This window comes from Kosakonia radicincitans DSM 16656, from assembly GCF_000280495.2.
GTDB lineage: Bacteria > Pseudomonadota > Gammaproteobacteria > Enterobacterales > Enterobacteriaceae > Kosakonia > Kosakonia radicincitans.
This window is the reverse complement of the sequence record NZ_CP018016.1, coordinates 3,447,123-3,469,579: the sequence shown is the minus strand read 5'-3', so window position 1 is coordinate 3,469,579 and position 22,457 is coordinate 3,447,123. Positions and strand designations below refer to the sequence as shown.

Sequence of the window (22,457 nt, the reverse complement as noted above, 5' to 3'; positions counted from 1 at the left end):
TGACTGCCCTTTTTTCACTTCTGACAGACATTGTCATCATGCTCTCTGGCATTAGGTCTGATATGGCTTTCATTGCCCCTTTTCAGAACGAAAACAGACTTTATTTCTCGTTAAACACATTTCTTACCCATTCGGCCAAAGCCTGAACGCCCGGTCGGTTAAGGTTTTCTCGTGGCATAATGAGGTCATATCCTCGCCCGGCGGGTATTTCTATTTCAAAAGGGGCGACCAGTCGGCCCTCATCGAGGTAATGTCGAATGAGTCGTTTTCTGCCCATGATGATACCGCCGCCATTGAGTGCCGCTTCAATCGACATCTGACAATTGTTGAAGCTTAAAAAATTATCTTCAACGGGCAGGTTTTTGCCAGACTCCCTGCACCATTCTCGCCATTCTGAAAAAACATTCTGGGAGTCAACGGATTCAGAGGTATGAATGAACGGGACTTCAGCTAACCAATGGTTTGCTTGCCTGATTTTTTTTGCAAGAGATGGAATACAGACGGGAACCAGCATCTCTTCAGATAACCGTTCGCAGTAGAGATCGGGGTATTTCAGATTACTGTAGTAGATAGCGACATCTACCCGTTCAAGATTAAAATCTACCAGACCGGCCCTCACTCTGAAATTGATATTCAGCCCTGGCCACCGTTCGGTAAATACCGGTAAGCGCGGCATCAGCCAGAGAAAAGCGAAGGTAGGTGGAAGGCCGACAGACAAGGTTCCTCTCAGCCCCTGCACGCGAATATCTTCTATTTCATCACTGATGCGTTTAAGTGAAAACGCGAGTACGCCAAGTAAACGCTCCCCTTCATCGGTCAACTGAAGTTTTCTGGTCATTCTGATAAACAGTCTGAATCCGAGCATGGATTCAAGAGAACGAATGCGTTGGCTAACGGCCCCTTGCGTCAGATTGAGGGCTGTCGCCGCCTTAGTAAAGCTCATATGCAGTGCTGCCGTTTCAAACGTATGCAATAGTGCCAGTATGTTCTGTTGAGCGAGCATTCATTATTTTCCTTCTTAATTTTTCTTATACATTATTTACAGTAATGCATACCCCGGAATTGATCGTTTGTCCACTAAGCCCCTTGTCCTCTTTAATTGGCCCAACAGACGTCCTGACAACAACGATGAGGGGAATATCTAATGAAGGGTCTTAAGTTAGTGGTTATTGGAGCGGGTTCAAGCTACACACCTGAACTGATGGAAGGCATTATCAAGCGTCAAAATGAATTTCCGATCCGCGAGTTATGGCTGGTTGATATTGAGGATGGCCGTGAAAAAATGGCGATCATTGCGGGCCTCACCCGACGGATGCTGGAAAAAAATGGGCTGGATATACCGGTTTATGAAACCCTTGACCGCACAGAAGCACTGCCCGGTGCCGATTTTGTTTGTTCTCAGTTCAGGGCCGGCTGCCTGGAAGCACGGATCAGCGACGAAAGGATATCGCTGAAATACGACATGATCGGTCAGGAAACCAATGGGCTGGGTGGGTTTGCCAATGCATGCCGCACTATCCCGATTGCATTGGCTATAGCGAAAGAAATGGAACAACTGTGCCCGGATGCCTGGTTGCTGAACTTTACCAACCCGTCGGGAATGGTCACTGAAGCGATACTGAAATACAGCAAAGTCAAAACCGTAGGGCTGTGCAATGTGCCTGTTATCATGCAAAAAGGTATTGCCAGTGCTTTAGGTGTCAGTGACATCAATGAATTTATCATGCAGGTCGCGGGACTTAATCACTTCATTTTTGCGCGCCATATTTTTCATGAAGGTAAGGATAAGCTGCCTCAGGTTATTGAGCTGATTTCAGAGGGGAATGATCCGTTGGTGCCTAAAAATATTCCTCCTTTCAAATGGCCGGATCGGTTGTTGGCGAATATGGGAATGATACCTTGCCCCTACCTGCGTTATTACTACATGAGCGACGACATGTACCGTCAGGAGCTTGGCGAAGCACAAGGGGAAGGGACTCGTGGTGAGATCGTAAAGGAGCTCGAAAGAGAACTATTCGAAATTTATCGAAACCCGGAACTCGCCGAGAAACCGAAAGCGCTGGAAGGTCGGGGAGGGCAGTACTATTCGGATGCGGCATGTGAATTGATGAGCGCAATATATAACGACAAACGCATCATCATGCATGTCAATACGCGAAACGATGGTGCGATTGCGGGCCTGCCGGATGACTGTGCGGTTGAGGTCAGTTCAATGATCACCCGTTCAGGACCTATACCACTGAATGTCGAACCTTTCCCGGAAGATGTACTTCGTCTGATTCAACTGATGAAAAGCTTTGAGCAATTGACCATTGAGGCAGCCATCAGTGGTAATCGGTATACGGCATGGCGCGCCTTGGTTATTAATCCCCTGGTCAAAAGCGGTCAACTGCTTGAAAATGCATTGGATGAAGTGATCGAACATAACAAAGCGTTGATGCCGGCCTTCCAGCGCAATAAATAACGCTAAACAGACTGGTCGGTTATTTTATAACAAAGCGGTTATCACTCTGAACGAGGGGGAACCGCTTGCCGATGATGCATCAGACCGCTAAGAGACTTTTTTAAACATAGATAAAAAGGCATTACTGCCCTTTTTTCAGCTCTGACAATGCTTGCTGATAAAACCCTGCCGATTTAACACCCGGTATACGCTGGACCAACTGCCCATCCTTGAACATCAGTACGGACGGCAGCCCCCAAATTTCATATTTGGTGGTCAGCACCGGTGCCAGATCCACATTCACTTTGCCGACTTTGACGTCGCTGTCAGTCTGCTCGGCAAAATGGTTAAAAATGTCTTCGCTCATCTGGCAAGGCGGGCACCAGGGGGCAGAGAAGCGCACCACCGCAACCCCTTCATGCCTCTCGATTTCTCTAAAATTATCTTCATTGTAAAGGGCTAATTCACGCATCATTCACTCCTGTACGTTGTAACTTGTGAACAATTCTACCTACCAGTTGATAGAATTAATTAACATAAAAAGCTATCATCAATTGAAAGGTACTTAAGCGAAGACAATGCCATGTTTTATCAATGGTTAAGCGTCATCTTATGTGGACGGCGTGCTGAGAATTGTGATATTTCACTCCATCTGAATGAGAAAACTGACGTATTGTAAAATCGGGATTACTTTATAAAAAAGCAAGCCCATCCATAAAGTGTCGGCCTACAGGGCTGGCCTATTCCTTTTCGTAAGGCGATGATGGAAAGAACATTATCCAGTCGTATTAATGTGGGGAGTACAGCGCATGTGCTGCATACGCAGCCCCTGATGATGCGCCATATCACTATAGATGAACCCACAATCATCCTGGTCCGCCATGGCAGGAAAATAATCCGCTGGGCGCAAGAGGAGATAACGCTGGAAGCGGGTGACGCGGTGGTCATCGGGGAGGGGCACTCTTTTGATATCATCAATACACCATCACCTTTAACGGGTACGTACGAAGCATCATGGCTGAGTTTTTGTGCCGATTTCGTCCAAAACTACTGCTTCATGCATGCCCCACGTATGAGCATGCACGAAGCAAATAAAATGGCGGAGCCAGGCAACAGTTTTCGCCAGGCCTTTTATCACACTGCACAGGCCATTACAGATACTGAAAACATACCTGAAAGTATCGTGGCCAGGCGTATGGAAGAGATGCTGAGTTGGCTGGATGAATACCGCATTTTCTTCGCGCTGAAACAACATACCGGACTGGCGATAAAAATCCGCAAACTCGTTGCAGCAGACATATCACAAGACTGGAATACTGCGCAGGTAGCGGCTGCATTTGGTATGTCGGCCACCACCCTGAGACGCCATCTGCATGCCGAAAATACGTCATTCACCCATCTGGTGACTGACATTCGCATGTGCCGCGCCCTGACACTTTTGCAGGTGACCGATCTTTCAGTCACCCGCATATCCCTGGAAGTCGGCTATGAAAATCCGTCTAAGTTCGCCGCCAGATTTCGAACTCGCTTCGGATTCAGCCCCAGCCTGGTCCGGGTTTCCGGCCAGGCTATCGGCAACCTGGCTGCGGTTAGCGGCCCTGCGTAATCTGAAGATGCGCTTCGCCCAGTGAGTTCGCTTTTGCCATAAAGCCGACCAGGGCGGGCGTCGAGTCCGCCGTTATTCCCGGAAGTTTGTCGACACGAAGTGCCGTCAGCGTGATCTCATAACGGTGCGTTTCACCCTTCGGCGGGCAAGGGCCGCCATAACCCGGGATACCGAAATCAGTCCTGGTCTGAAGAGCCCCTTGCGGGAGATTTTTGTTACCCGCCGTTATCCCCGCCGGTAACGAATGAAGCGATGAGGGTATATTAACCACCTGCCAGTGGATCCAACCGAGGCCTGTCGGCGCATCCCGATCATAGATTTTGAGAGCGAAGCTTTGGGTTCCTGCCGGCGCACCACTCCAGTTAAAAGAGGGGGCAAGGTTTCCACCACTGCACCCAAATCCATAAGGTGAACTCAGGGTTTGAGCCACGGGGAAATGGTTTTTTTCAAGCTCATGACTTGTCAGCGTAAAACCGGCTGCAAAAGCGACCTGACTCGACAACGCCAGGCATAATGTACTGATAACTGTAAGGTGATGTCTGGACATTTACTCTTCTCCATAGGGGGGTGATTAATATCCGAATGATAAGAGGAGAGAAAGAGCCCGCGCCGCCCTGAACCGGCCAGTCTTAGCTCCATAACGCCCAAAAATGATATTTGTAATTCTCTGATTTCACAGGATGACGACCATCTCGCCGACGGCAGCTCACCTTACGCGGTATTCCCGGTGCCTGTCTGCTGTGACAAAAGAACAGCATGATTTGTTCTTTTACCTATTGACCAATCAACTAGTAGGTAGGTATAGTGCAACCATGCGCTTAACCGGCATCAGGTAGCGATCGTCAGCTCCCCGGCCCGCTAAGTATTAACTCCGGCCCCAGCGGGGCTTTTCTCTCTTTCGCCTTGCGAGGTACATGATGAGTAAGTTGTTCACCCCCTACAATCTGTCAGGCATGCAGTTAAAAAACCGCGTGGTCATGGCCCCGATGACCCGCACCCGCACAATGAACGACGTGCCGGATGACGTCGTTGCACTTTACTACGCCCAGCGCGCCTCTGCGGGGCTGCTTATCACCGAAGGCATGCCCGTTTCTGAAGAAGGGCGCGGCTATCTGTATACCCCGGGGATCTACAACGCTGCACACGTTCAGGGCTGGCGCAAAGTGACCGATGCGGTACATGCGAAGGGCGGCCGTATTTTTGCTCAGTTGTGGCATGTGGGCCGTATGTCTCACGTCTCTCTTCAGCCAGGTCACATAGCGCCGGTTTCAGCGGGCACCGTTCAGGCGGTCAATACCACCGTTTTTGCGCTGACCGAATCCGGAGAACCGGGCCCGGTTGTACCAAGCCAGCCGCGCGCGCTGGAAACGCATGAAGTGAAACGCATCACGGCAGACTTCGTGCACTCCGCACGCCTGGCGATGGAGGCCGGTTTTGACGGCGTGGAAATCATGGCGGCGAACGGCTTCATTTTCGACCAGTTCCTCAGCAGTGAGCTGAACCCTCGCACTGATGAATACGGTGGCTCTGTGGAAAACCGTCAGCGGTTCCTGCTGGAAACGGTTGATGCCATCTCTGCGGCTATTGGTAGCAATAAGGTGGGCTTGCGCATTTCACCGTTCGGGCGGATTTACGACCTGGCGCCATATGAAGGTGAAGAAGAGATTTGGGCCAGTATCGCAGCGGCTCTCGGCCAGCGTCAGCTGGCTTATGTACATCTCTATTATCAGCCTGTTTATACCCAGGCACCGGTTCCTGCCGGGTTCAAAGCCGCGTTCCGTAAAACTCTGGGGGGCACGGTTATTGCCGCCGGCGGCTTCACCCGCGAGATTGCCGAAACGGCACTTGAGGCAGACGAACTGGATCTTGTCGCGTTTGGCGTGCCGTACATCGCCAACCCTGATCTGGTCGAAAGAATGCAGAACGGCTGGCCGCTGGCCGAAAGCGATCGCACGACGTATTACGGCGTGACGGGGTCACCAGAGAAAGGCTACACCGATTATCCCGCCTGGAAAGCCAACTAACGCCACGAAGCCGGTGGTATTTGCGGTGCCCACATAAACAGGCACCGCCAGACGAAATTAATAGGGTATTCAGGAGCCAATATGCAAACCCTTAAGCCGATTATTACGATAGATATCTGGTCAGATCTGGTCTGCCCCTGGTGCTGGATTGCCAAAAAGCGTTTCGAACAGGGCCTTGCCGCCTTTGAACACAAGGAACAGGTCGTGGTCCGCCACCACAGTTTCCGTATTTCCGGCGACCGGCCTGCCGTGCCGTTCCGCAAAGCCCTTTACAAGAAGTTTGGCGGGGAACATGGGGCGGAACTGATGATGAATCAGGTGGGCACGGCCGGGAAGACAGAAGGGCTCCAGTATAACTTTGACACCATGCTTTTTGGCGATACCGAAGATGCCCATACGCTGCTCGCGGCTGCGCGTCACGCCAATATGGGCGACGCCATGGCAGAACGGTTTTATCGGGCCAGTGTGACTGAGGGGCGTTCCATTTTCGATCCGCTGGAGCTCATTGCGTTAGCTACAGAAGTGGGCATGTCCAGAGCCGACGCTGTAAGTGCCCTTGCCAATGAGGCCTTCCGTGCATCGGTGGCCGAAGATGAAGCTCATGCCCGGTCGATCGGGGTCAGCGGGGTCCCGCTGTTCCTGCTCAATGAAAAATATGCCATCAGCGGCGCGCAATCTGCGGACAACTTCCTGAACGTGTTGAAGCAAGTCTGGGAAGAAAAAGCGGCTGAACTGGCAAAAACTGACGGCCAGACCTGCGGCGCTGACGGTTGCAGCATCTGACACCTGAACGAGCCGGCTGCATGACTGCCGGCAAATCTACCCTGCAAATAACGGAGTTCAAAATGAGCGATTATTTTAAAGGCAAAAAACTGCTTGTCGTGGGTGGCACCAGCGGTATGGGTCTGGAAACGGCGCGTATGGTGCTGAAAGCCGGTGGCAGCGTGGTACTGACGGGCAATAAAAAAGACAAGGCAGAAGCGGTTCAGAAAGAACTGAGCCCACTGGGTTCCGTGTCCGTGATTGCGGCAAACCTGATGACCGAAGAGGGCATGAACGCCATTCGTCAGGAGATTAATGCCAATCATCGCGATATCAGCCTGATGGTCAACGCGGCCGGGATATTCATGCCAAAAGGCTTTACCGAGCATTTGGAAGCGGATTACGACATGTACCTGACTCTGAACCGGGCAACCTTCTTCATCACGCAGGACGTGGTGAAGAACATGCTGGCCGACGGCCGTGAAGGGGCGATTGTGAACGTGGGCTCCATTGGGGCGCAAGCCGCACTCGGCGACTCACCGGCTTCCGCGTATTCCATGGCCAAAGCCGGCCTGCACGCGCTTACGCGTAATCTGGCCATTGAGCTGGCCGGTGCGGGTATCCGCGTGAACGCGGTCTCGCCAGGGATCGTGCATACCCCGATTTATGAGGGTTTTATGGCGAAAGAAGACATTGCTGGCGCAATGCAATCGCTGAACGCTTTCCATCCGCTGGGGCGTGTCGGCACGCCGGAAGATGTGGCCAATACCATCTTCTTCCTGTTGTCCGACAAAGCCTCTTGGGTGACTGGCGCAATCTGGGATGTCGATGCCGGTATCATGGCCGTTCGCAGATAAGCTCGTCGTAACCTCGCAAAGCCGCCCCATGATGGGGCGGCTGACAGGTATCTTGCTTGTAACTCAACCATTTTGAAAGTTAACATAATGAAAAAATTGAAATTTACCTTCAAAAATGCAGAAGGTGAGGAACTTGCCGGGTTGCTTGAATTGCCAGAAAATCCAAAAGCCTTTGCCCTGTTGGCGCACTGCTTTACCTGCGGGAAGGATCTGAAAGGTGCTGCACGCATTGCCAGGAAACTGACAGAAAATTCAATTGCGGTGCTTCGCTTTGATTTCACCGGGTTAGGCAACAGCGAAGGCGATTTTTCCAATACCAATTTTTCCTCGAATATTTCTGACCTGCTGTGCGCGGTCGATTATCTTCGTCGGGAATACGAGGCTCCTTCGCTGCTGATTGGTCATAGCCTTGGCGGTTCGGCAATCCTCTCTATTGCAGCCAAAGTGCCTGAAGCCAGAGCGGTCGTAACCATAGGTTCGCCAGGCGAATTGACGCATGTACAGCGGTTGTTTAAAGACAATATCGAAGATATCAGGAACCATGGCGCTTTCCCGGTAGAGCTTGCAGGTCGGGTATTCACGCTAAAAAAGCAAATGCTGGATAACATTCAGGAGCATAAAATAGCGGAAAAGGTATTTACCATGAATAAGCCACTGCTGATTTTTCATGCTCCCAATGATGATACTGTGCTGATTGAACAGGCAGAGAAAATTTTTAAAGCCGCCAGACACCCCAAAAGCTTTATTTCACTGGGTGAAGCAGATCATCTTCTGACGCATCCTCAAGATGCGGAATATGTTGCCGGGATTATCGTTGCCTGGAGTTCTGCTTACATTTAGAGGGCGTGTAAAGTTTCGTGAAGCTGCAGGTGCTGTCGTTGGCCACTGAATAAATGGGCATAGCATTTTGGTTGCACATACAAAACTGCGTAGCATGCTTTCTTTACGCGAAAAAAGCCCTGCTTAGATGCTGGGCTAAGGGCACAGTAGCTACGGTTTATTTTTATTATTTCCCTGGCCTTGCTCAACTTCCAGGTTTATTACCTTCAGGTTGATATTCAATTAATTTAACTTTAACGCTCTCTTATTTTCCTGGAAAAATTGAAGTCAATTCGCGGGCGGTATCAACCAGAAGCTCACCGTTTTTGTACATCTCGCTCACTTCTCCGTTCTTGCCGGTAGCATTTTCAGGTCGTTCAATAAACTGCCCCAGAGGAGTCGCGTTCTCATCCAGTACCACGGCAAACGGAATTTTGACTTTATCGACACCAAAGTGTGCCTTAAAGACGGCTTCAGCCTTGTCGCGGGTGATAATACCCAGACGTATTGCCGGCGCTGACGCGGCAATGGCATGGATAACGGGCAGGTTTTTATGGCAGTCGGGGCACCACATTTCAGCAGCTACCAGAATGCTGTACGAACCCGGAAGTTGTGAGAGCTTACTGATGACATCGTCAGGTAATGCCTCGTTGGCAAGCCCCTCAAAATGCCGTAATGCATTGCGGTCTTCTTCTGCTCCGCTGCCAACAAATTCGTTATAATCTGATGCTGCTTCGAGCAGTACGTTGAAATCTTGCATATGTTCTCCTTTGTTAGTAACGGGTCTACGGCTTCACATAAATCTGGCAATGATAAAGGACAATTCTCCAGGCATGACCTGAAAAAGCGTACCATTTTAGTGTCTGGCTGCCATAAGTAGATATTGTCATCCTACCTACTAATTGATAGATTATCACGTAATTTGTTAATTTTGAGGCGTCAAGCTAATGGGCCGGTCTGTTGGATTCAAGATAGTGATAGCAATGATGGCATTCGCAGCCAATTCTGTGCTCTGTCGGATTGCGTTGAAAGGCGAACATATTGATCCGGTGACGTTCAGTGACCTTCGCCTGATGAGCGGGGCGGTGGTCTTATTACCACTGTTGTTGAGACGTGAGGGGAAAAAGCAGGGCGTCTGGAGCTTGAAAAGCGGGTTCTTTCTTATGGCCTACGCCCTGTGTTTCTCCCTTGCCTATATCCATTTGGATACAGGAACAGGTGCTTTACTCTTGTTTGGCGTTGTGCAGCTGGCGATGGTGGCCCATGGCCTTTTCCATGGGGAAAGGCTGTCTTTTTCCAGAGCAACGGGGCTTGGGCTGGCTGTAGCCGGCATGGCTGCTCTCCTCTTACCTGGTGCCAAAGAGCCCCCCCTGTGCAGCGCTGTTCTGATGGCGCTTTCAGGCCTTGCCTGGGCGGCTTATACCCTCTGCGGAAAGCGCTCTCCTGATGCTACGCAGGCCACTGCGGCAAACTTCATCCTTGCTGTACCTTTTGCCCTGGTGTTGTCGCCGTTCATTAGCCAGGGAGCGCACTTCGACGGTATTGGAATTCTCCTGGCAGTACTCTCTGGTGCGGGTGCTTCTGCCGGAGCCTATGTGTTGTGGTATTCACTTTTACCTCGTCTTGAGTCTGTTACAGCCAGTACGGTTCAGTTGAGTGTGCCCTGTCTGGCGATGCTGGGAGGCGTCACATTTTTGGGCGAGTCAATGAGCCTCAGAATGGCTTTTTCAACCCTGGCAGTTCTTGCAGGCATTCTGTTGGTGATCAAGGCTCCGGTTCGGAAAATACGGCACTGATATTAACGTGCCAGTCATGACTTGATTACTCTGCAAATGGTTTTTTAGATTTTAAAGCAATGGAATATCTAATTGTTAGCAAAAGTCAGTGGCGCTGTAACCTCATTTGATAAACTAACCGGGTAACCTCTATGAAATATGATTTTGATGAAGTAGTGGACAGGACTGGAACAGATAGCTTAACCGTCGACGGCTGGCGCGAATATATGTTCGGTGACCATGAAAGCCCCTTGCCGGAAGTACCGGCCACTGGTTTTATAAACCTCTGGGTAGCAGACATGGCTTTTCCCACACCCGATCCGGTGCTTGAAGCCATACGTTCCCGGTTAGATAAAAAAATTCTTGGCTACACCCGCGTTTATGACAGAGATTACTATGATATTTTTGGGGCCTGGTGTGAAAGGAATTACGGATATCGGTTTCCGGAAGAGAGCATTGTTTTCTCCCCTGGTATTATCCCTGCGCTTAACCGCCTTGTTCCGTTACTGACCCATGAAGAAGACAGCATCCTCATCCTGACCCCTTCTTATGCACCGTTTAAAAAAGCTGGAGAGTATAGCGGTCGTCGTGTCGTCGATTGCCCGCTTAGCAACAACGAAGGCGAATGGGCGGTAGATTTTGAGGCAATGGAACAAACTCTGTGCGATTACCAGCTGCGAATTAAAGCCTTCTTCCTCTGTAACCCGCATAATCCGACCGGACGTGTCTGGCGACGTGATGAGTTGCAGAAAATGATAGCGTTATGCATTAAACATGATGTGTGGGTTATTTCTGATGAAATCCACTGTGATTTATCCCGCTCGGGCGTCACGCACATCCCCGCCGCGTCAGTTTTTCCTGAAAATCATAAAATTATCACCTGCATGTCGACCAGCAAGACGTTCAACCTGGCGGGTAATCTGCTGGCAAATATCATGATCCCTGATGCCTCAGTGAGAGCAGAATGGCTTCGCCTGCATGATGATTTTATCTCACCGTTGAGTCTGGTGGCTAACAAGGCCGCCTGGTCCGAGTGCGATGAGTGGTTGACTCAGCTCAGGCTCTACATTGACGAGAATTTCCGTTTTCTACAGGACTATCTGAGAACATATCATCCGCTGGCCCGTTTTATCATTCCGGAAGGGACCTATCTGGCATGGATTGATATCTCTCCTCTGCTGGATGTCAGTAATCAGGAAGAAGTAACCCTCTTTTTTGCCAGACATGCGGGTGTATTGCTTGAAGGGGGACAAATGTTTGTCAGTAACGGAGACGGGTACATACGTCTTAATCTGGCTTGTCCACGCGCCGTGCTTGCCGAAGGGCTTAGCCGCATAAGCAACGCATTGAGTGCCAGTTCTACCGGAACCATAACCACAACAATGTAGCCAGGAGAACAGGATGACGAAACACTATGACCAGAGAGACTGGATAGGACGCTGAACAATTCTGATTTTAGCATGCCAGCGTATCAATTGTGTACGACAAAGAAACTGATTGGGGTCGTTGGGGGCGAAAAAGACGAAGGTATTATTGACGCTCTTAAATGTGCTGATTGCTGATTTTGATACGGCTATTAGGCTCCTAGGGTAATAGCCGCCTCGTCTGAATCACTCAATATCGGCGTGCCGTTCCTTCATTGTCTCATTCGTTTCATTAAGATTGGCCATTAATGCCAGAACCATACTGTCATAGGTCAGCAGGGAAGCCTGTTCGAAGAGAGAGGCCATCGGTTGAACGCTATGGACTGCCGGGATAGTGAGCACGTAATCCGCCAGGGTCGCCAGAGTTGAATCTGGTGAGGTAGTGATGAGCGCAATATAAACGCCATTATTCTTAGCAATTTTCACCTGGTTGATCAGGCGTTGGGTCTCTCCGGAGCCTGAACCAACGATCATCAGGTCGTTTTTGCGGGAATGCGGAGCGCTGATTTCCCCGACCACACTGACGGACAGGCCAAGATGCATCAGCCGGTTAGCAAAAGCGTTTATCATTTGCCCTGAACGTCCAGCACCGGCAAGAAATACATGACCGGCAGTAATAATAGAATCAACAAGTGTGCTAAATTCTTTCTCATCGATTTTATCCACAAGTGAAGATAACTCTTTCAAAACGAGGGAGTACTTTTTCATTATGGTCATTCTTTTATTGAAAAAGGCAGACAGGGTATATCTGCCTTTTGTTTATCAGGATGCGGCAAGCATTTCTTCAACATATTTCCCGACTTCGTGCGTTTTAAGGTTACGGCACGACTCGATGAACGAAATATCCTGGAAGAGCGTAAAGAGTCGGCGCAGCACAGACATATGCTGATCGCTTGTGGCGAATGCGAGATTAAACATAATGCTGCATTCAACTGTGAGGTCAGCATCTTCCATCTGACCAAACACGACCTCTTTATCAAAACGTACGATGCTTATGCTGTTGGTTTTTACCAGCGTATAGTCCGCATGTGGAATGGCAATGCCCTGACCATTCGCCATCAATAAACCGGTTGGATAAGTCTTCTCACGCTCCAGGCAGGCCTGTATATAGACGGGCGTGATATAGCCTTTTTCCAGCAGCTTCTGGCCTGCAAACTCAATTGCAGCATGCCAGTCAGCGATCGTACCCTCGACGTCGTTTACCAGAATCTCAAGTTTCATCATTTCACCTGGCCAAGCATTTCTTCTTTAACAGCATCAAAGATTTCATCTTCGCCCAGACCCGTTAACAGGCCTGCTCCCACAATCACACGCGTGGTGATGCCTGGGTTATCCAGCTTGGTTGAAGAAACGATCAGGTCATAGCTGTTAAACGTGTCCGTGGTACAGGCCATTAAAGAGGATTTATCTACCTGCGCTTCGATATTCTGTTCTTTCAGATAGTCCTGCAGGACAGAAACCATAATGGAAGAGGAGGCAATACCGTTTCCGCATACAACTAAAATCTTTTTCATTTTCAGGTACCTTCTGAGGTTTTAAGCCGTTTTTTCTGCCTCAGTTTTCAACTGACGGCGCGCTTTCTGTTTGAGTAAGTAGCCTACGGACAACAACAACACAGCGGCGAGAGCATAGCCTGCGATACCAACATGGCTGAGGCCAGCAAAAAGGCCGGTGAACGGGTTAGCTGACGGGTTAAGCGATGAGTACATCACGCTGGCATCAGGATTTGTGCCGAATTTCTGGAACACTTCATTCGTTGCCGGAGCCATCCAGGAAGCGATGTATAAGCCGCTGCCAAACAGGATGATGGAGGTCACCCAGGTTCTAATAATGTTGCCATTAAAAACAGGCACCATACAGGCAATAAAGAATACGAACTGTGAGAGGTCCCCCAGCGGCATCACGCGGTTGCCAGGAAGAACAACGGCGAGGATAACAATGACCGGGATCAGCAGCAGTGCAGGCGCAATAACTGAAGGATGACCAACAATCAACGCGGTATCCATCCCGACAGTGATCTCACGATCCGGGAAACGTTTAACCAGTTTCTTACGCGCCACGTTGGACAACGGAACCAGACCTTCCATCATGATTGAGGTCATGCGTGGCAGCAGGAGCATCACTGCGGCAAGGTACATACCCAGCTGCAGGCTGGCGATAATGGTGTGATACGGAGATTCCCAACCATAACCACAGAAGCCAAGAAGAATACCAATAATGAAACCAACCATGGTCGGATCGCCCAGGATACCAAAGCGTTTCTGAATGCTTTCCGCTGTAACGTTCAGATTACGGAACCCAGGTATGCGATCGTAAATCCAGTTAAACGGATAAGCGAAAAGCAAATAGGTATTTGCAACCGGATGGGAGATGGCAACGCCTTTTGGCAGGTTGAAGAATTTCTCGTTGTTTTTGGCACCCAGGTCAGCCGCAATAAGTGCCCAGACATGGAACAATGCAGCCGTAAGAACACCATAAAGGAAGCTGCCGGAATAAACCCCAACGATCGCTCCCATAGAGGCATTCTGATGAAGATTAAACACGTCAACGTTTACACAGTCCGTTAGACGGGCCACCAACATGGCAATATTCACGGCAACGCACAGAGGAATAATTATCGCCCCCATGTTTGAGCCAAAACCCATTACGGCGGTGGCTGCGCCACCAACGTCAATGGCGCTCAGTGAGGAACCGGTAGCCTCAGCAAGTCCCGTAACCGCTGGCTGCATTTTTTCAAGCATCAGCTTGATGGTCATGGTTAATGCAATAAAGCCGATGCCGACTTTAATGGCTGATGATATACACTCTGACAGGGGGCGCCCCAGAAGTTTCATCAGAATAAGGAAGATGACCGGTATAAAAATAAAATTACCCAGGTCATTGATAAACTGTGTGATCAGTTCCATTTTTTAGCCCTCAGATTTCTCATCATCTGGTCTGAAACCCATATTCCATCGAACATCTTCAGGTTTCGTCAGTAATGCGTTGTCACTCCGTTCTGCTTCCAGTAGATTCTTTTTGGAATTTTCCCTTGCAGTTGCAAAGTCGAACGCGTTGTCATACCAGGCATCAACGATCATTTTTGTGTATTCAAGATCATTAACTCTGCAGCCAAGTCCAATCACCTGTGCATTGTTACTGAGTCTTGCTCGCTTGGCCGAGTAGGGATTGGTGACGGCGACAGCACGGATCCCCCAGTGCTTATTTATCTGGCATGTAAAGCCAATTCCGGTACCGCAAATGTAGATACCGAGGCGGCATTCGTCCCGCTGAATCACACCTGCCATTTCATCCGCAAGACGAGCGAAATTGTTGAAACCGTCTTCTTTGCGTTTCACGGGATCGTACACGACCTCGGCATTTTTCTCTTCTTCGAGATACTTTTTAATTTCCTCCTTACGATCAAATCCAACATCATCACATGCGATTGCAATTTTCGTTTTCATCTCAAACAACCTGTCATTAAGAACTTAAGCCAAGTATGATGTTGGTATATATTGGTTGTCAACTGAGATCAAAATCACAAAATTTATAACTTATTGATTTGCATCGAATTAAAAACCAATAAAAGCTAATATTAGCCAATTTAATGGTGTTATACAGGAGGGAGATATTTACCGGCTGTGTTGATGTAAATTGATGTAAATTTATTAATTATCTGATTTTAATGAGTTTTAATGGATTTAACCCTTGTTCTCACGAACGACAGTTCCCAGAACTCTGGCTACTCATCTTTCCCTTTAGTTTGTTTTAGTTTGCATCTTATGTGCTATGATTCGCTTCATTACATTGAGTTGAAAGGTTATAGGGGGAAGGATGTACCTGGTTGAAGAAAGGAGAAAGTTGATCCTTGAAGAGATTATTTCGGCGGGTACCGTTTATGTTAGCGACCTTGCCAAAAAGTATGAGGTCACTTATGAAACCATCCGTAAAGATCTCACCCATCTTGAAAAAAAAGGTCTGCTGGTTAAAAGCCACGGAGGGGCGACATTAAAACAGGGCGCTGTCGAGCATCCTTTCCAGGTAAGGGAAAAGGAAAACAGTACTTTCAAACAAGCCATAGCCAGAAAAGCTCTGGAATTTATCCCCCCCAATAGCTCAATGATCATTGGTACCGGGAGTTCTAACTATGAACTAGCCAATTTGTTGTGCATGAAATCTGGCTTTAAAATTTTTACCGATTCTTTGCCCGTGGCCAGCGTGCTGATCGAGTCAGAAAACCAGGTCTTTTTGTTCGGCGGAGAACTGAGGAAGAAAAGCTCTTCTGTCTTTGGTGGGTGGGCTGTGTCAATGATTAATGATATTAACGTTGATCTCTGCTTCATCGGCACTGATGGCTTCAACAATATGACAGGTCCATCAACTCCGTCCTCCTCGGATGCCTTTCTGGATCGAACGATCATTGCCCATTCCGAGAAGAAATATATCCTGGGCGATTATACTAAATTCCAACGAAGTAGCTTATTTAAGATCTGCGACTGGTCTGAGATTACCGCGCTGATAACGAATGATATTGCTGATAAAGACGGTATTGCCGAGGTTGCGAAGCATACGACAGTTGTAACTTGTTGATTCTGAATTCAATAATTTCAATATTTACGATAAGGATGAAACGGATGTTATCTCGTGAGTCAGGAAGGGACGGTGCCACACAATCCTTCATTAAGGATAGATCTTCCCCGACACGCAAACCATAGTGAAATGTAGGATGGAATATTCCATGAACTTCGCGGATGTACCGAAATGTTGCGTTATGAAGTCATCGAAGTCCATAATTAAACTTTAGCAACTGACTGATTCATAGATAATTTTCTGAAAGAGAGGAACTCATGAACTTAATATCAAGCCCAGCATATTTAACATAAGATAGATTATACGAACTAACTATTTGATATTAAAAGGATTAATAATCTCTCTTAGCTTAGTTATCTCCAGGGCTCGTGTCGTGATGTATCCTGAGACTGACTGAGAATACGGATGATTGTGACCACTGCATACGATGACACGAAGTAGATCATGTGCTTCTCCACCGGCTGCGAGTAGATATCCTCTCCCAGTTCCGGGCGCTGCGTTCCAATGTTATGCGTGGCCAGCACGTCAAACACCGCCGCTATCCGACCAATATACTCATCCGCCTGCGCCACCCCGAACTGTCTGAAGCTGTAGTCCCAGATAATAGCCAGATCTTCTTCTGCTTTTGGTGTCAGCTCAATCCCTTTCATTTGCCGCCCTGGCTTTAACCTTCATCAGGAAAGCATCCTTGTTCCATGGCTTTGCGTCGCCGCTGCTGATCCCCTCAGCCAGCAGATCACGTAACGCCTGCAGACGGGATTCAGCCTGTTTCTCACGCAGTAGTCGCAGTGCGTCACGCATTACCTCGCTCTGGGTGCGATAATCACCGGCTTTGACCAGTGAATCGATAAATTCACGCAGTTCATCGCCAACATCAACTGTCATCGTCCGGGCCATGAGGTCTCCTGTAACTGATGTAAGATTTGTTCTTACATGCAGTATATCAGTGTAGCGCCCTTCTTTCATTCCTTGTTCTGGCATCAGCCCAAAAGGATTATCACAGGATCCGACTTTGGCTTTTTTCGGATCCCGGATGACAAAACGCATGATATTTCCTGTAAATGCAATTATTCATAACATTTATATTCATATATGTTAAAAGTGCGAAATTAGCATCAGTTGTTGGTTATTATTAAGATTTCAGCAACAAACCGTATCCCACCCGCTTCGTTAAAAAAACCGAAGGTCATCAGAAGCGCTCACTGATCGTTCCGGGCTGAGACGGTGGCAGCGTCACGGGTAATGTCTCTATTTTATTGGTCGTGAGGAAGGCCGGATAATGGCCAAACTAAGAAGCCATAGCATTGGGGGCAGCCTGCTGATCTGGTATGATCGAGCAGAGGCTCATCTCAATGAGCAATCCCCGCAACAAATTTTTTCGGGGTGCAACAGACCCTTTAGTGTCCAGGCCTGAAAAAAAAGAAAGCACGGTCTCTGAGAGACTACGGTCCTTACGCAACCATACCGGTTAGCAAGCTTTATATTTTCATTATGACTATCTGTATAACAGGGGAATGAATGTGATTAAAAAAATATGCGAAGTGATTGATGGAGAGTATGTCTGTGACATTGATATCAGTGTGGAAGAATGGAAAACTTTATTAACAAATGATAAAGTTTTTGACACAAAAAGTATTGCAGCGTTAAAAAAATGGTTTATTGAGCCAAATCATTCCTGCACATGCTTCGATATTGGTAAGAAGTACGACCTGCACAGCATGAGTGCTAATGGAGTCATAAACGGACTGGGTGGCAGAGTTCAAAAAGAACTTGGTAGATTCGAGGTTAAAGGTGTCGGAAATATCGCATCCGGTACAAAATTCATTACCGTAATGAAGAGTAAAGAAATCGGCGGAAAACCCAAAAGAAACTTATGGACAATTCGTGAGGAACTTGTTCAGGCAATTAACGAACTGGATTTTTTTGGTACAACAGAAATGGCCAGCAGTGAGTATTACTCTGACGATGAGTTGATCAATGCCATAGAGAAAAGTAATATCTTTGACAACGTTCAGACGTTTGAATATACAGGGGAAGCCAAACCAAAGAAAAATGCAATAGAAGTAAAAAATGGCCTCTCGTATCCCAGGAGTAAAGGCGTATCCCAAAATGCGCTGAATAAAGCAGGTTACAGATGTGAAGTCGATAGTGACCACCCAACATTCAGAAGGCGAAATTCATCCTTAAATTACACAGAACCTCATCACATTGTACCTATGTCCAGGCAAGATGCTTTTGACACATCTCTTGATGTTGAAGAAAATATCATATCTCTGTGTTGCAATTGCCATAAACAAATTCACCTTGGTCAGGGTTATGAAGATATGCTGAAAGAAATATACACTGCGCGAAAAAGGTTATTAAAAAAAGTTGGTATTGATATATCACTGGAAAACTTGATTCTTTATTACAAAATGGAAAGTAAGTGAGATTCAAACGAGAGTGATACCTTCGTTTTATTGGTCGGGATGAACAGCAGATGATGTTTCCGGCAAGTATCGGGTCCAGAAACTTTCTGTTAAAAAAGAGGTAAAAGTAGTCTTGAGCCCTGACTGCGAATTGCCATTGCGCATGACCAGAGAACAGGACGAACCCCTGCCAAACCCAGGCATGAGAAACGCTTTTAAAACATAGACTTAATTAAAATCAGCAATTCCCATCGAAATAATAAGCAAGCAGAATTGGCTCAGGTGAATTTCACTCGGTGCAGTGCATGCGTTGGGGGTTTTAAAAGGAAAAACCCGAAATGAATCGGGTTTTGATTAATTAACGATTAACAGGTTCCCGTGCCCGGGAACACTCTGACTGTACGCGCAATATATTATTTCCGCAATCATTATTTTTGATTACCAAGCCATTTATTCATCTGCTCAATTTCACCTTTTTGAGCTTTAATGATGTCCTGCGCGAGCTTTCTCATTTCCGGATCTTTTCCGTATTTTAGCTCGGTCTCAGCCATTGCTATTGCCCCTTCATGGTGTGCTACCATGCCTTTCGCAAAAGCCTTGTCGGGATCGGAATCTTTTACAGCGGCCATCATTTTGTCATGCATACCTTTCATGCCGGACATATATTCCTGTGACGATGCCGATGAGGATATATCTGACATTTTCATTTCTGAATGTTCTGCGGAAATCGCTGGCAGGGATAACATCAGTATAACAAAAAGCGAATTTGTGATTTTCATATAATAAACCCTTTCAGATGGTTACCGGATAAGTTTAGCTGAGTCAGACAAAAAAGCCCCCTGAAGGGGGCAAAAAATAACAACATATCCGTATAAGGGACAATCTATCAAGGAAAGGGTAACCGCACGGAAACTTCAGTTGTCATCAGCCCGCATTGATCATGCGGCGGTGTGCATCAGCCATAGCCTGATGGGGGCCGGACTGACCGTTATTCGTAAATTCATGGGCAACAGCTGCTCTTTCATGTTCATTCATCGCCGCAAACGAAGTCGCCGGACGGGAAGCGTTAACGGTGCCAGTTCCCATCATCTTCTGATGACTTTCCGCCATTTTTTTATGTGCATCTGCTGAACCATTGTTCATGGTTTCATGAACAATAATAGCCTGTTCATGCTGATCCATACCGGCCATCCGTGGAGCTGCCCCCTGGATGGCGGCTGGAGTTGAAGAAGACTGCATCTGATGGGCCGGAGCCTGAGCATTATTGACACGCTCATGGATATTTACAGTTTCAGTGGCCCAGGCCGTAGAAATTAAGCTCAAACCTAACACTGATGCTAAGACGATATTTTTCATGGTAACTCTCCATTTCTGAATTAGTGATGTCCGTGAATTTCGATCTGTGTCCTCAGTAGTACAACTGACAACTCTACAGACCTTATTCCGCCGGGATGAGGCTTTAATACAACTCCTGGCTTGTGCTGATGCCGTGTATGGATGAAGTAATAATGCCTTCCTGATAAGTTGCACTAATTATATCGAATAGCTTCTGTTTGCTGCATGACAGGCTAATGACATCTTTGTCATTTAAATCTTTATTCTCAGTACTGGGTTTCCGGAATCATTTTCTCCAGTCTGGGCACGGATAGGATAAAACGAGTTGAACGTACGTCCGATTCCACCTGCACTCTTCCGTGATGTGCTTCCACGATGGACTTCACAATCGCAAGGCCGATGCCGCTGCCTTCTCCTTTTCGTTGTCTGGACGGATCTACCCGATAAAAACGGTCAAACAGCCTTGATAAATGCTCTTCAGGGATTGGTTTCCCCGGATTTTCAATCACAAGGTCAAAAAAGCTCTCCTGCTCTCTTATTGAGACGGTGATTGCCTGTCCCTCCGGGGTATAACGCAGGGCATTGGATAACAGATTATTGATCGCCCTTCTGAACATTTGTGGATCTCCCTCAACCAGGCAGGGCATCCCGTTAAATTTGAGCGTGATATTGCGTTCTTCGGCCCAGGCTTCGAAAAACTCGAAGACTTTCATGACTTCCGCTCTGAGGTCAAACATGACCCTGTCAGGTATCAGCTGATTATTATCTGCCTGTGCCAGGAACAGCATATCGCTGACCATTTTGGTCATCCGGTTATACTCTTCAAGACTGGAATAGAGGACATCCTCAAGTTCCCTCTGTGTTCGATCCTGACTCAGTGCGATTTCAGTCTGCGTCACCAGATTGGTGATGGGCGTTCTGATCTCATGCGCGATATCGGCAGAGAAATTGGCCTGGCGGGTAAAGACATCCTCAATCTTTCCAATCATATGATTGAACGAGATAACCAGTTGCTCCAGCTCAATGGGAACGCGTGTCGGTTCCAGTCGCGCATCAAGATTCTCGGAGGTGATGTTTTTAATGGCATTGCTGACATTACGAAGGGGCAGGTGCCCCTGACGGACAGCGATTCGAATGATCAGAACAATCAACAGGCTTATCACGACGGCAATCGCAATCAGGTTCTTTTTCAGCGCATCGAGGTAATGGAGATGGAAATTAATGGATAGGCCAGTCAGCATGACATAGTTCTGCTGTTTGCCCTGAAATATCGCCTGACCAGAGGAGGCGATAATCCTGTATGTTTCCATCTTCATTTCGGACCCGGTATCCATCGGTCCCGCAGGATCCTCCACCGTCCAGAGAAAGACATCCCGTGCGCGGCTGTGCTCGCTAAAATCTGCTGAATTCACTGCCGGGCGTAGTGCCGCCCCCTGAGCTGAGCTAAAGAGCACTTCCCCCCTGGGATTGAGGAGCAAAAGGGCAACGTTGCGGTAGCTGGCAATTGATTCCTTTATTTTGCTTATTTTTTTATCATCCGGATCCACCGGGGACTGCAGTATACGGTTCAGTGTGGTGCTGATTTGTTGAAGATCGCTGACATCCTGCTCGGCAAAATGATTTTCAACAGAATGCAGCATAAACCAGGTGAAGGCGATAAAAGCCAGTATCGTGGACAGGCTGATAAAAAAGGTCAGCCGCAGAGCGAGTGAGAAAGGGCGTCTGGAAGGTTTGCTATGCATCCGGGACCTCCAGCATGTAGCCCACGCCCCGGACTGTCTGGATCAGCTTTGTCCCGTAATCGTTGTCTATTTTAGCGCGGAGTCGCTTTACTGCGACATCGATCGCATTAGTGTCGCTGTCAAAATTCATGTCCCAGACCTGAGAGGCAATCAGGGAGCGGGGAAGAACCTCTCCCTGATGGCGAATGAAGAATTCCAGCAGGCTGAACTCTTTACTGGTGAGCACAATGCGGTTTCCGGCGCGACTGACTTTTCTGGATACGAGATCAATCGAGAGGTCAGCCACCCTAAACTGGCTTTCCGTGATCATCGTGTTTCCCCGCCTCAGAAGGGTTCTCACCCGGGCGAGCAGTTCGGCAAACGCAAAGGGTTTAACCAGATAATCGTCCGCACCCAGTTCCAGTCCTTTGACCCTATGTTCGATCGTGCCGAGGGCTGTCAGCAGTAAGACCGGCATACCCTTTCCGGCAGTGCGCAGCATGCGGATGATATCCCAGCCGTTCACATCAGGTAGCATGATATCCAGAATGACTAAATCATACTCGGCTGTCATGGCGAGATGATATCCGGTAAGACCATTATCAGCGTGATCCACTACGAACCCTGCCTCTGTAAGCCCTTTGCTGAGATATTCACCTGTTTTAATTTCGTCTTCGACGATCAATATTTTCATCTTGCTCCCCGGCTGGC

Annotated in this window: 25 protein-coding genes; 10 read left to right on the top strand and 15 right to left on the bottom strand. The window is 48.1% G+C overall.

Annotated elements, in window-relative coordinates:
- Nucleotides 1-100: 100 nt before the first annotated feature.
- A complete protein-coding gene (locus tag Y71_RS16760; protein ID WP_007374387.1) occupies nt 101-1,003 on the bottom strand; it encodes a LysR substrate-binding domain-containing protein in 903 nt (300 codons plus the stop codon).
- 141 nt (nt 1,004-1,144) lie between these two features.
- On the opposite strand from Y71_RS16760, the gene Y71_RS16755 reads away from it, so the two are divergent.
- A complete protein-coding gene (locus Y71_RS16755) occupies nt 1,145-2,464 on the top strand; it encodes a 6-phospho-beta-glucosidase (RefSeq protein ID WP_007374388.1) in 1,320 nt (439 codons plus the stop codon).
- 121 nt (nt 2,465-2,585) lie between these two features.
- Here the strand turns inward: Y71_RS16755 and Y71_RS16750 are convergent, their stop codons facing one another.
- A complete protein-coding gene (locus Y71_RS16750) occupies nt 2,586-2,915 on the bottom strand; it encodes a thioredoxin family protein (RefSeq protein WP_007374389.1) in 330 nt (109 codons plus the stop codon).
- A 288-nt stretch (nt 2,916-3,203) separates the two neighbouring features.
- Here Y71_RS16750 and Y71_RS16745 point away from each other — a divergent pair, with 288 nt between their 5' ends.
- Nucleotides 3,204-4,049 (top strand): helix-turn-helix transcriptional regulator, encoded by an 846-nt coding sequence (locus Y71_RS16745; RefSeq protein WP_045334643.1) that lies wholly within the window; start codon nt 3,204-3,206, stop codon nt 4,047-4,049.
- Here the strand turns inward: Y71_RS16745 and Y71_RS16740 are convergent.
- Nucleotides 4,033-4,596: a YbhB/YbcL family Raf kinase inhibitor-like protein gene (locus tag Y71_RS16740; protein WP_007374391.1), complete on the bottom strand. Its 564-nt coding sequence runs from the start codon at nt 4,594-4,596 to the stop codon at nt 4,033-4,035. The two genes, Y71_RS16745 and Y71_RS16740, sit on opposite strands and share 17 nt — an antisense overlap.
- Nucleotides 4,597-4,966: 370 nt before the next feature.
- On the opposite strand from Y71_RS16740, the gene Y71_RS16735 reads away from it, so the two are divergent.
- The 4 genes from Y71_RS16735 to Y71_RS16720 all read left to right on the top strand — a co-directional run bounded on the left by Y71_RS16735 (nt 4,967) and on the right by Y71_RS16720 (nt 8,532).
- Entirely contained in the window at nt 4,967-6,073 is a 1,107-nt protein-coding gene (locus tag Y71_RS16735; RefSeq protein ID WP_007374392.1) for an alkene reductase, read from the top strand.
- A gap of 81 nt (nt 6,074-6,154) precedes the next feature.
- Complete coding sequence (locus tag Y71_RS16730; RefSeq protein ID WP_007374393.1) at nt 6,155-6,856, top strand: DsbA family oxidoreductase; 702 nt, start codon at nt 6,155-6,157, stop codon at nt 6,854-6,856.
- 62 nt (nt 6,857-6,918) lie between these two features.
- A complete protein-coding gene (locus tag Y71_RS16725) occupies nt 6,919-7,692 on the top strand; it encodes an SDR family NAD(P)-dependent oxidoreductase (RefSeq protein WP_042936989.1) in 774 nt (257 codons plus the stop codon).
- An 87-nt stretch (nt 7,693-7,779) separates the two neighbouring features.
- Nucleotides 7,780-8,532, top strand: coding sequence for an alpha/beta hydrolase family protein (locus tag Y71_RS16720; RefSeq protein WP_007374395.1), 753 nt, complete (start codon nt 7,780-7,782; stop codon nt 8,530-8,532).
- Nucleotides 8,533-8,776: 244 nt separating this feature from the next.
- Here the strand turns inward: Y71_RS16720 and Y71_RS16715 are convergent, their stop codons facing one another.
- Nucleotides 8,777-9,271 carry a thioredoxin family protein gene (locus tag Y71_RS16715; RefSeq protein ID WP_007374396.1) on the bottom strand — a complete coding sequence of 165 codons (495 nt, stop codon included), beginning with the start codon at nt 9,269-9,271 and terminating at the stop codon, nt 8,777-8,779.
- Nucleotides 9,272-9,458: 187 nt separating this feature from the next.
- On the opposite strand from Y71_RS16715, the gene Y71_RS16710 reads away from it, so the two are divergent.
- Nucleotides 9,459-10,307, top strand: a complete 849-nt coding sequence (locus tag Y71_RS16710) for a DMT family transporter (RefSeq protein WP_007374397.1) — start codon at nt 9,459-9,461, stop codon at nt 10,305-10,307.
- A 131-nt stretch (nt 10,308-10,438) separates the two neighbouring features.
- Nucleotides 10,439-11,674: a MalY/PatB family protein gene (locus Y71_RS16705; protein WP_007374398.1), complete on the top strand. Its 1,236-nt coding sequence runs from the start codon at nt 10,439-10,441 to the stop codon at nt 11,672-11,674.
- Between the two features lie 222 nt (nt 11,675-11,896).
- Here the strand turns inward: Y71_RS16705 and hxlB are convergent, their stop codons facing one another.
- The 5 genes from hxlB to Y71_RS16680 are packed head-to-tail and all read right to left on the bottom strand — an operon-like array spanning nt 11,897 to nt 15,156.
- Entirely contained in the window at nt 11,897-12,418 is a 522-nt protein-coding gene (hxlB, locus tag Y71_RS16700) for a 6-phospho-3-hexuloisomerase (protein WP_007374399.1), read from the bottom strand.
- Nucleotides 12,419-12,472: 54 nt separating this feature from the next.
- A complete protein-coding gene (locus Y71_RS16695; protein WP_007374400.1) occupies nt 12,473-12,931 on the bottom strand; it encodes a PTS sugar transporter subunit IIA in 459 nt (152 codons plus the stop codon).
- A complete protein-coding gene (locus Y71_RS16690) occupies nt 12,931-13,224 on the bottom strand; it encodes a PTS sugar transporter subunit IIB (RefSeq protein WP_007374401.1) in 294 nt (97 codons plus the stop codon). The genes Y71_RS16695 and Y71_RS16690 overlap by 1 nt, the downstream gene beginning before the upstream one ends.
- A gap of 21 nt (nt 13,225-13,245) precedes the next feature.
- Nucleotides 13,246-14,616: a PTS galactitol transporter subunit IIC gene (locus tag Y71_RS16685; protein ID WP_007374402.1), complete on the bottom strand. Its 1,371-nt coding sequence runs from the start codon at nt 14,614-14,616 to the stop codon at nt 13,246-13,248.
- Between the two features lie 3 nt (nt 14,617-14,619).
- Nucleotides 14,620-15,156 carry an RpiB/LacA/LacB family sugar-phosphate isomerase gene (locus Y71_RS16680; RefSeq protein WP_004105507.1) on the bottom strand — a complete coding sequence of 179 codons (537 nt, stop codon included), beginning with the start codon at nt 15,154-15,156 and terminating at the stop codon, nt 14,620-14,622.
- Nucleotides 15,157-15,526: 370 nt separating this feature from the next.
- Between Y71_RS16680 and Y71_RS16675 the strand changes: the two genes are divergently transcribed.
- Nucleotides 15,527-16,282: a DeoR/GlpR family DNA-binding transcription regulator gene (locus Y71_RS16675; RefSeq protein ID WP_007374403.1), complete on the top strand. Its 756-nt coding sequence runs from the start codon at nt 15,527-15,529 to the stop codon at nt 16,280-16,282.
- Between the two features lie 353 nt (nt 16,283-16,635).
- Here Y71_RS16675 and Y71_RS16670 read toward each other — a convergent pair whose 3' ends face one another.
- Nucleotides 16,636-16,932 carry a type II toxin-antitoxin system RelE/ParE family toxin gene (locus Y71_RS16670; RefSeq protein ID WP_007374404.1) on the bottom strand — a complete coding sequence of 99 codons (297 nt, stop codon included), beginning with the start codon at nt 16,930-16,932 and terminating at the stop codon, nt 16,636-16,638.
- Nucleotides 16,919-17,179, bottom strand: coding sequence for a type II toxin-antitoxin system ParD family antitoxin (locus Y71_RS16665; protein WP_007374405.1), 261 nt, complete (start codon nt 17,177-17,179; stop codon nt 16,919-16,921). The genes Y71_RS16670 and Y71_RS16665 overlap by 14 nt, the downstream gene beginning before the upstream one ends.
- Nucleotides 17,180-17,802: 623 nt before the next feature.
- Between Y71_RS16665 and Y71_RS16660 the strand changes: the two genes are divergently transcribed.
- A complete protein-coding gene (locus Y71_RS16660; protein ID WP_007374408.1) occupies nt 17,803-18,711 on the top strand; it encodes an HNH endonuclease in 909 nt (302 codons plus the stop codon).
- A 407-nt stretch (nt 18,712-19,118) separates the two neighbouring features.
- Here Y71_RS16660 and copM read toward each other — a convergent pair whose 3' ends face one another.
- The 4 genes from copM to silR form a co-directional block, all read right to left on the bottom strand.
- Nucleotides 19,119-19,469 (bottom strand): CopM family metallochaperone, encoded by a 351-nt coding sequence (gene copM / locus Y71_RS16655; RefSeq protein WP_032716639.1) that lies wholly within the window; start codon nt 19,467-19,469, stop codon nt 19,119-19,121.
- 145 nt (nt 19,470-19,614) lie between these two features.
- Nucleotides 19,615-20,046, bottom strand: a complete 432-nt coding sequence (silE, locus tag Y71_RS16650) for a silver-binding protein SilE (protein WP_007374411.1) — start codon at nt 20,044-20,046, stop codon at nt 19,615-19,617.
- A 245-nt stretch (nt 20,047-20,291) separates the two neighbouring features.
- Nucleotides 20,292-21,767 carry a copper/silver sensor histidine kinase SilS gene (gene silS, locus Y71_RS16645; protein ID WP_007374412.1) on the bottom strand — a complete coding sequence of 492 codons (1,476 nt, stop codon included), beginning with the start codon at nt 21,765-21,767 and terminating at the stop codon, nt 20,292-20,294.
- Nucleotides 21,760-22,440, bottom strand: coding sequence for a copper/silver response regulator transcription factor SilR (silR, locus tag Y71_RS16640; RefSeq protein WP_007374413.1), 681 nt, complete (start codon nt 22,438-22,440; stop codon nt 21,760-21,762). Before silR ends, silS begins: the two co-directional genes overlap by 8 nt.
- Nucleotides 22,441-22,457 lie beyond the last annotated feature (17 nt).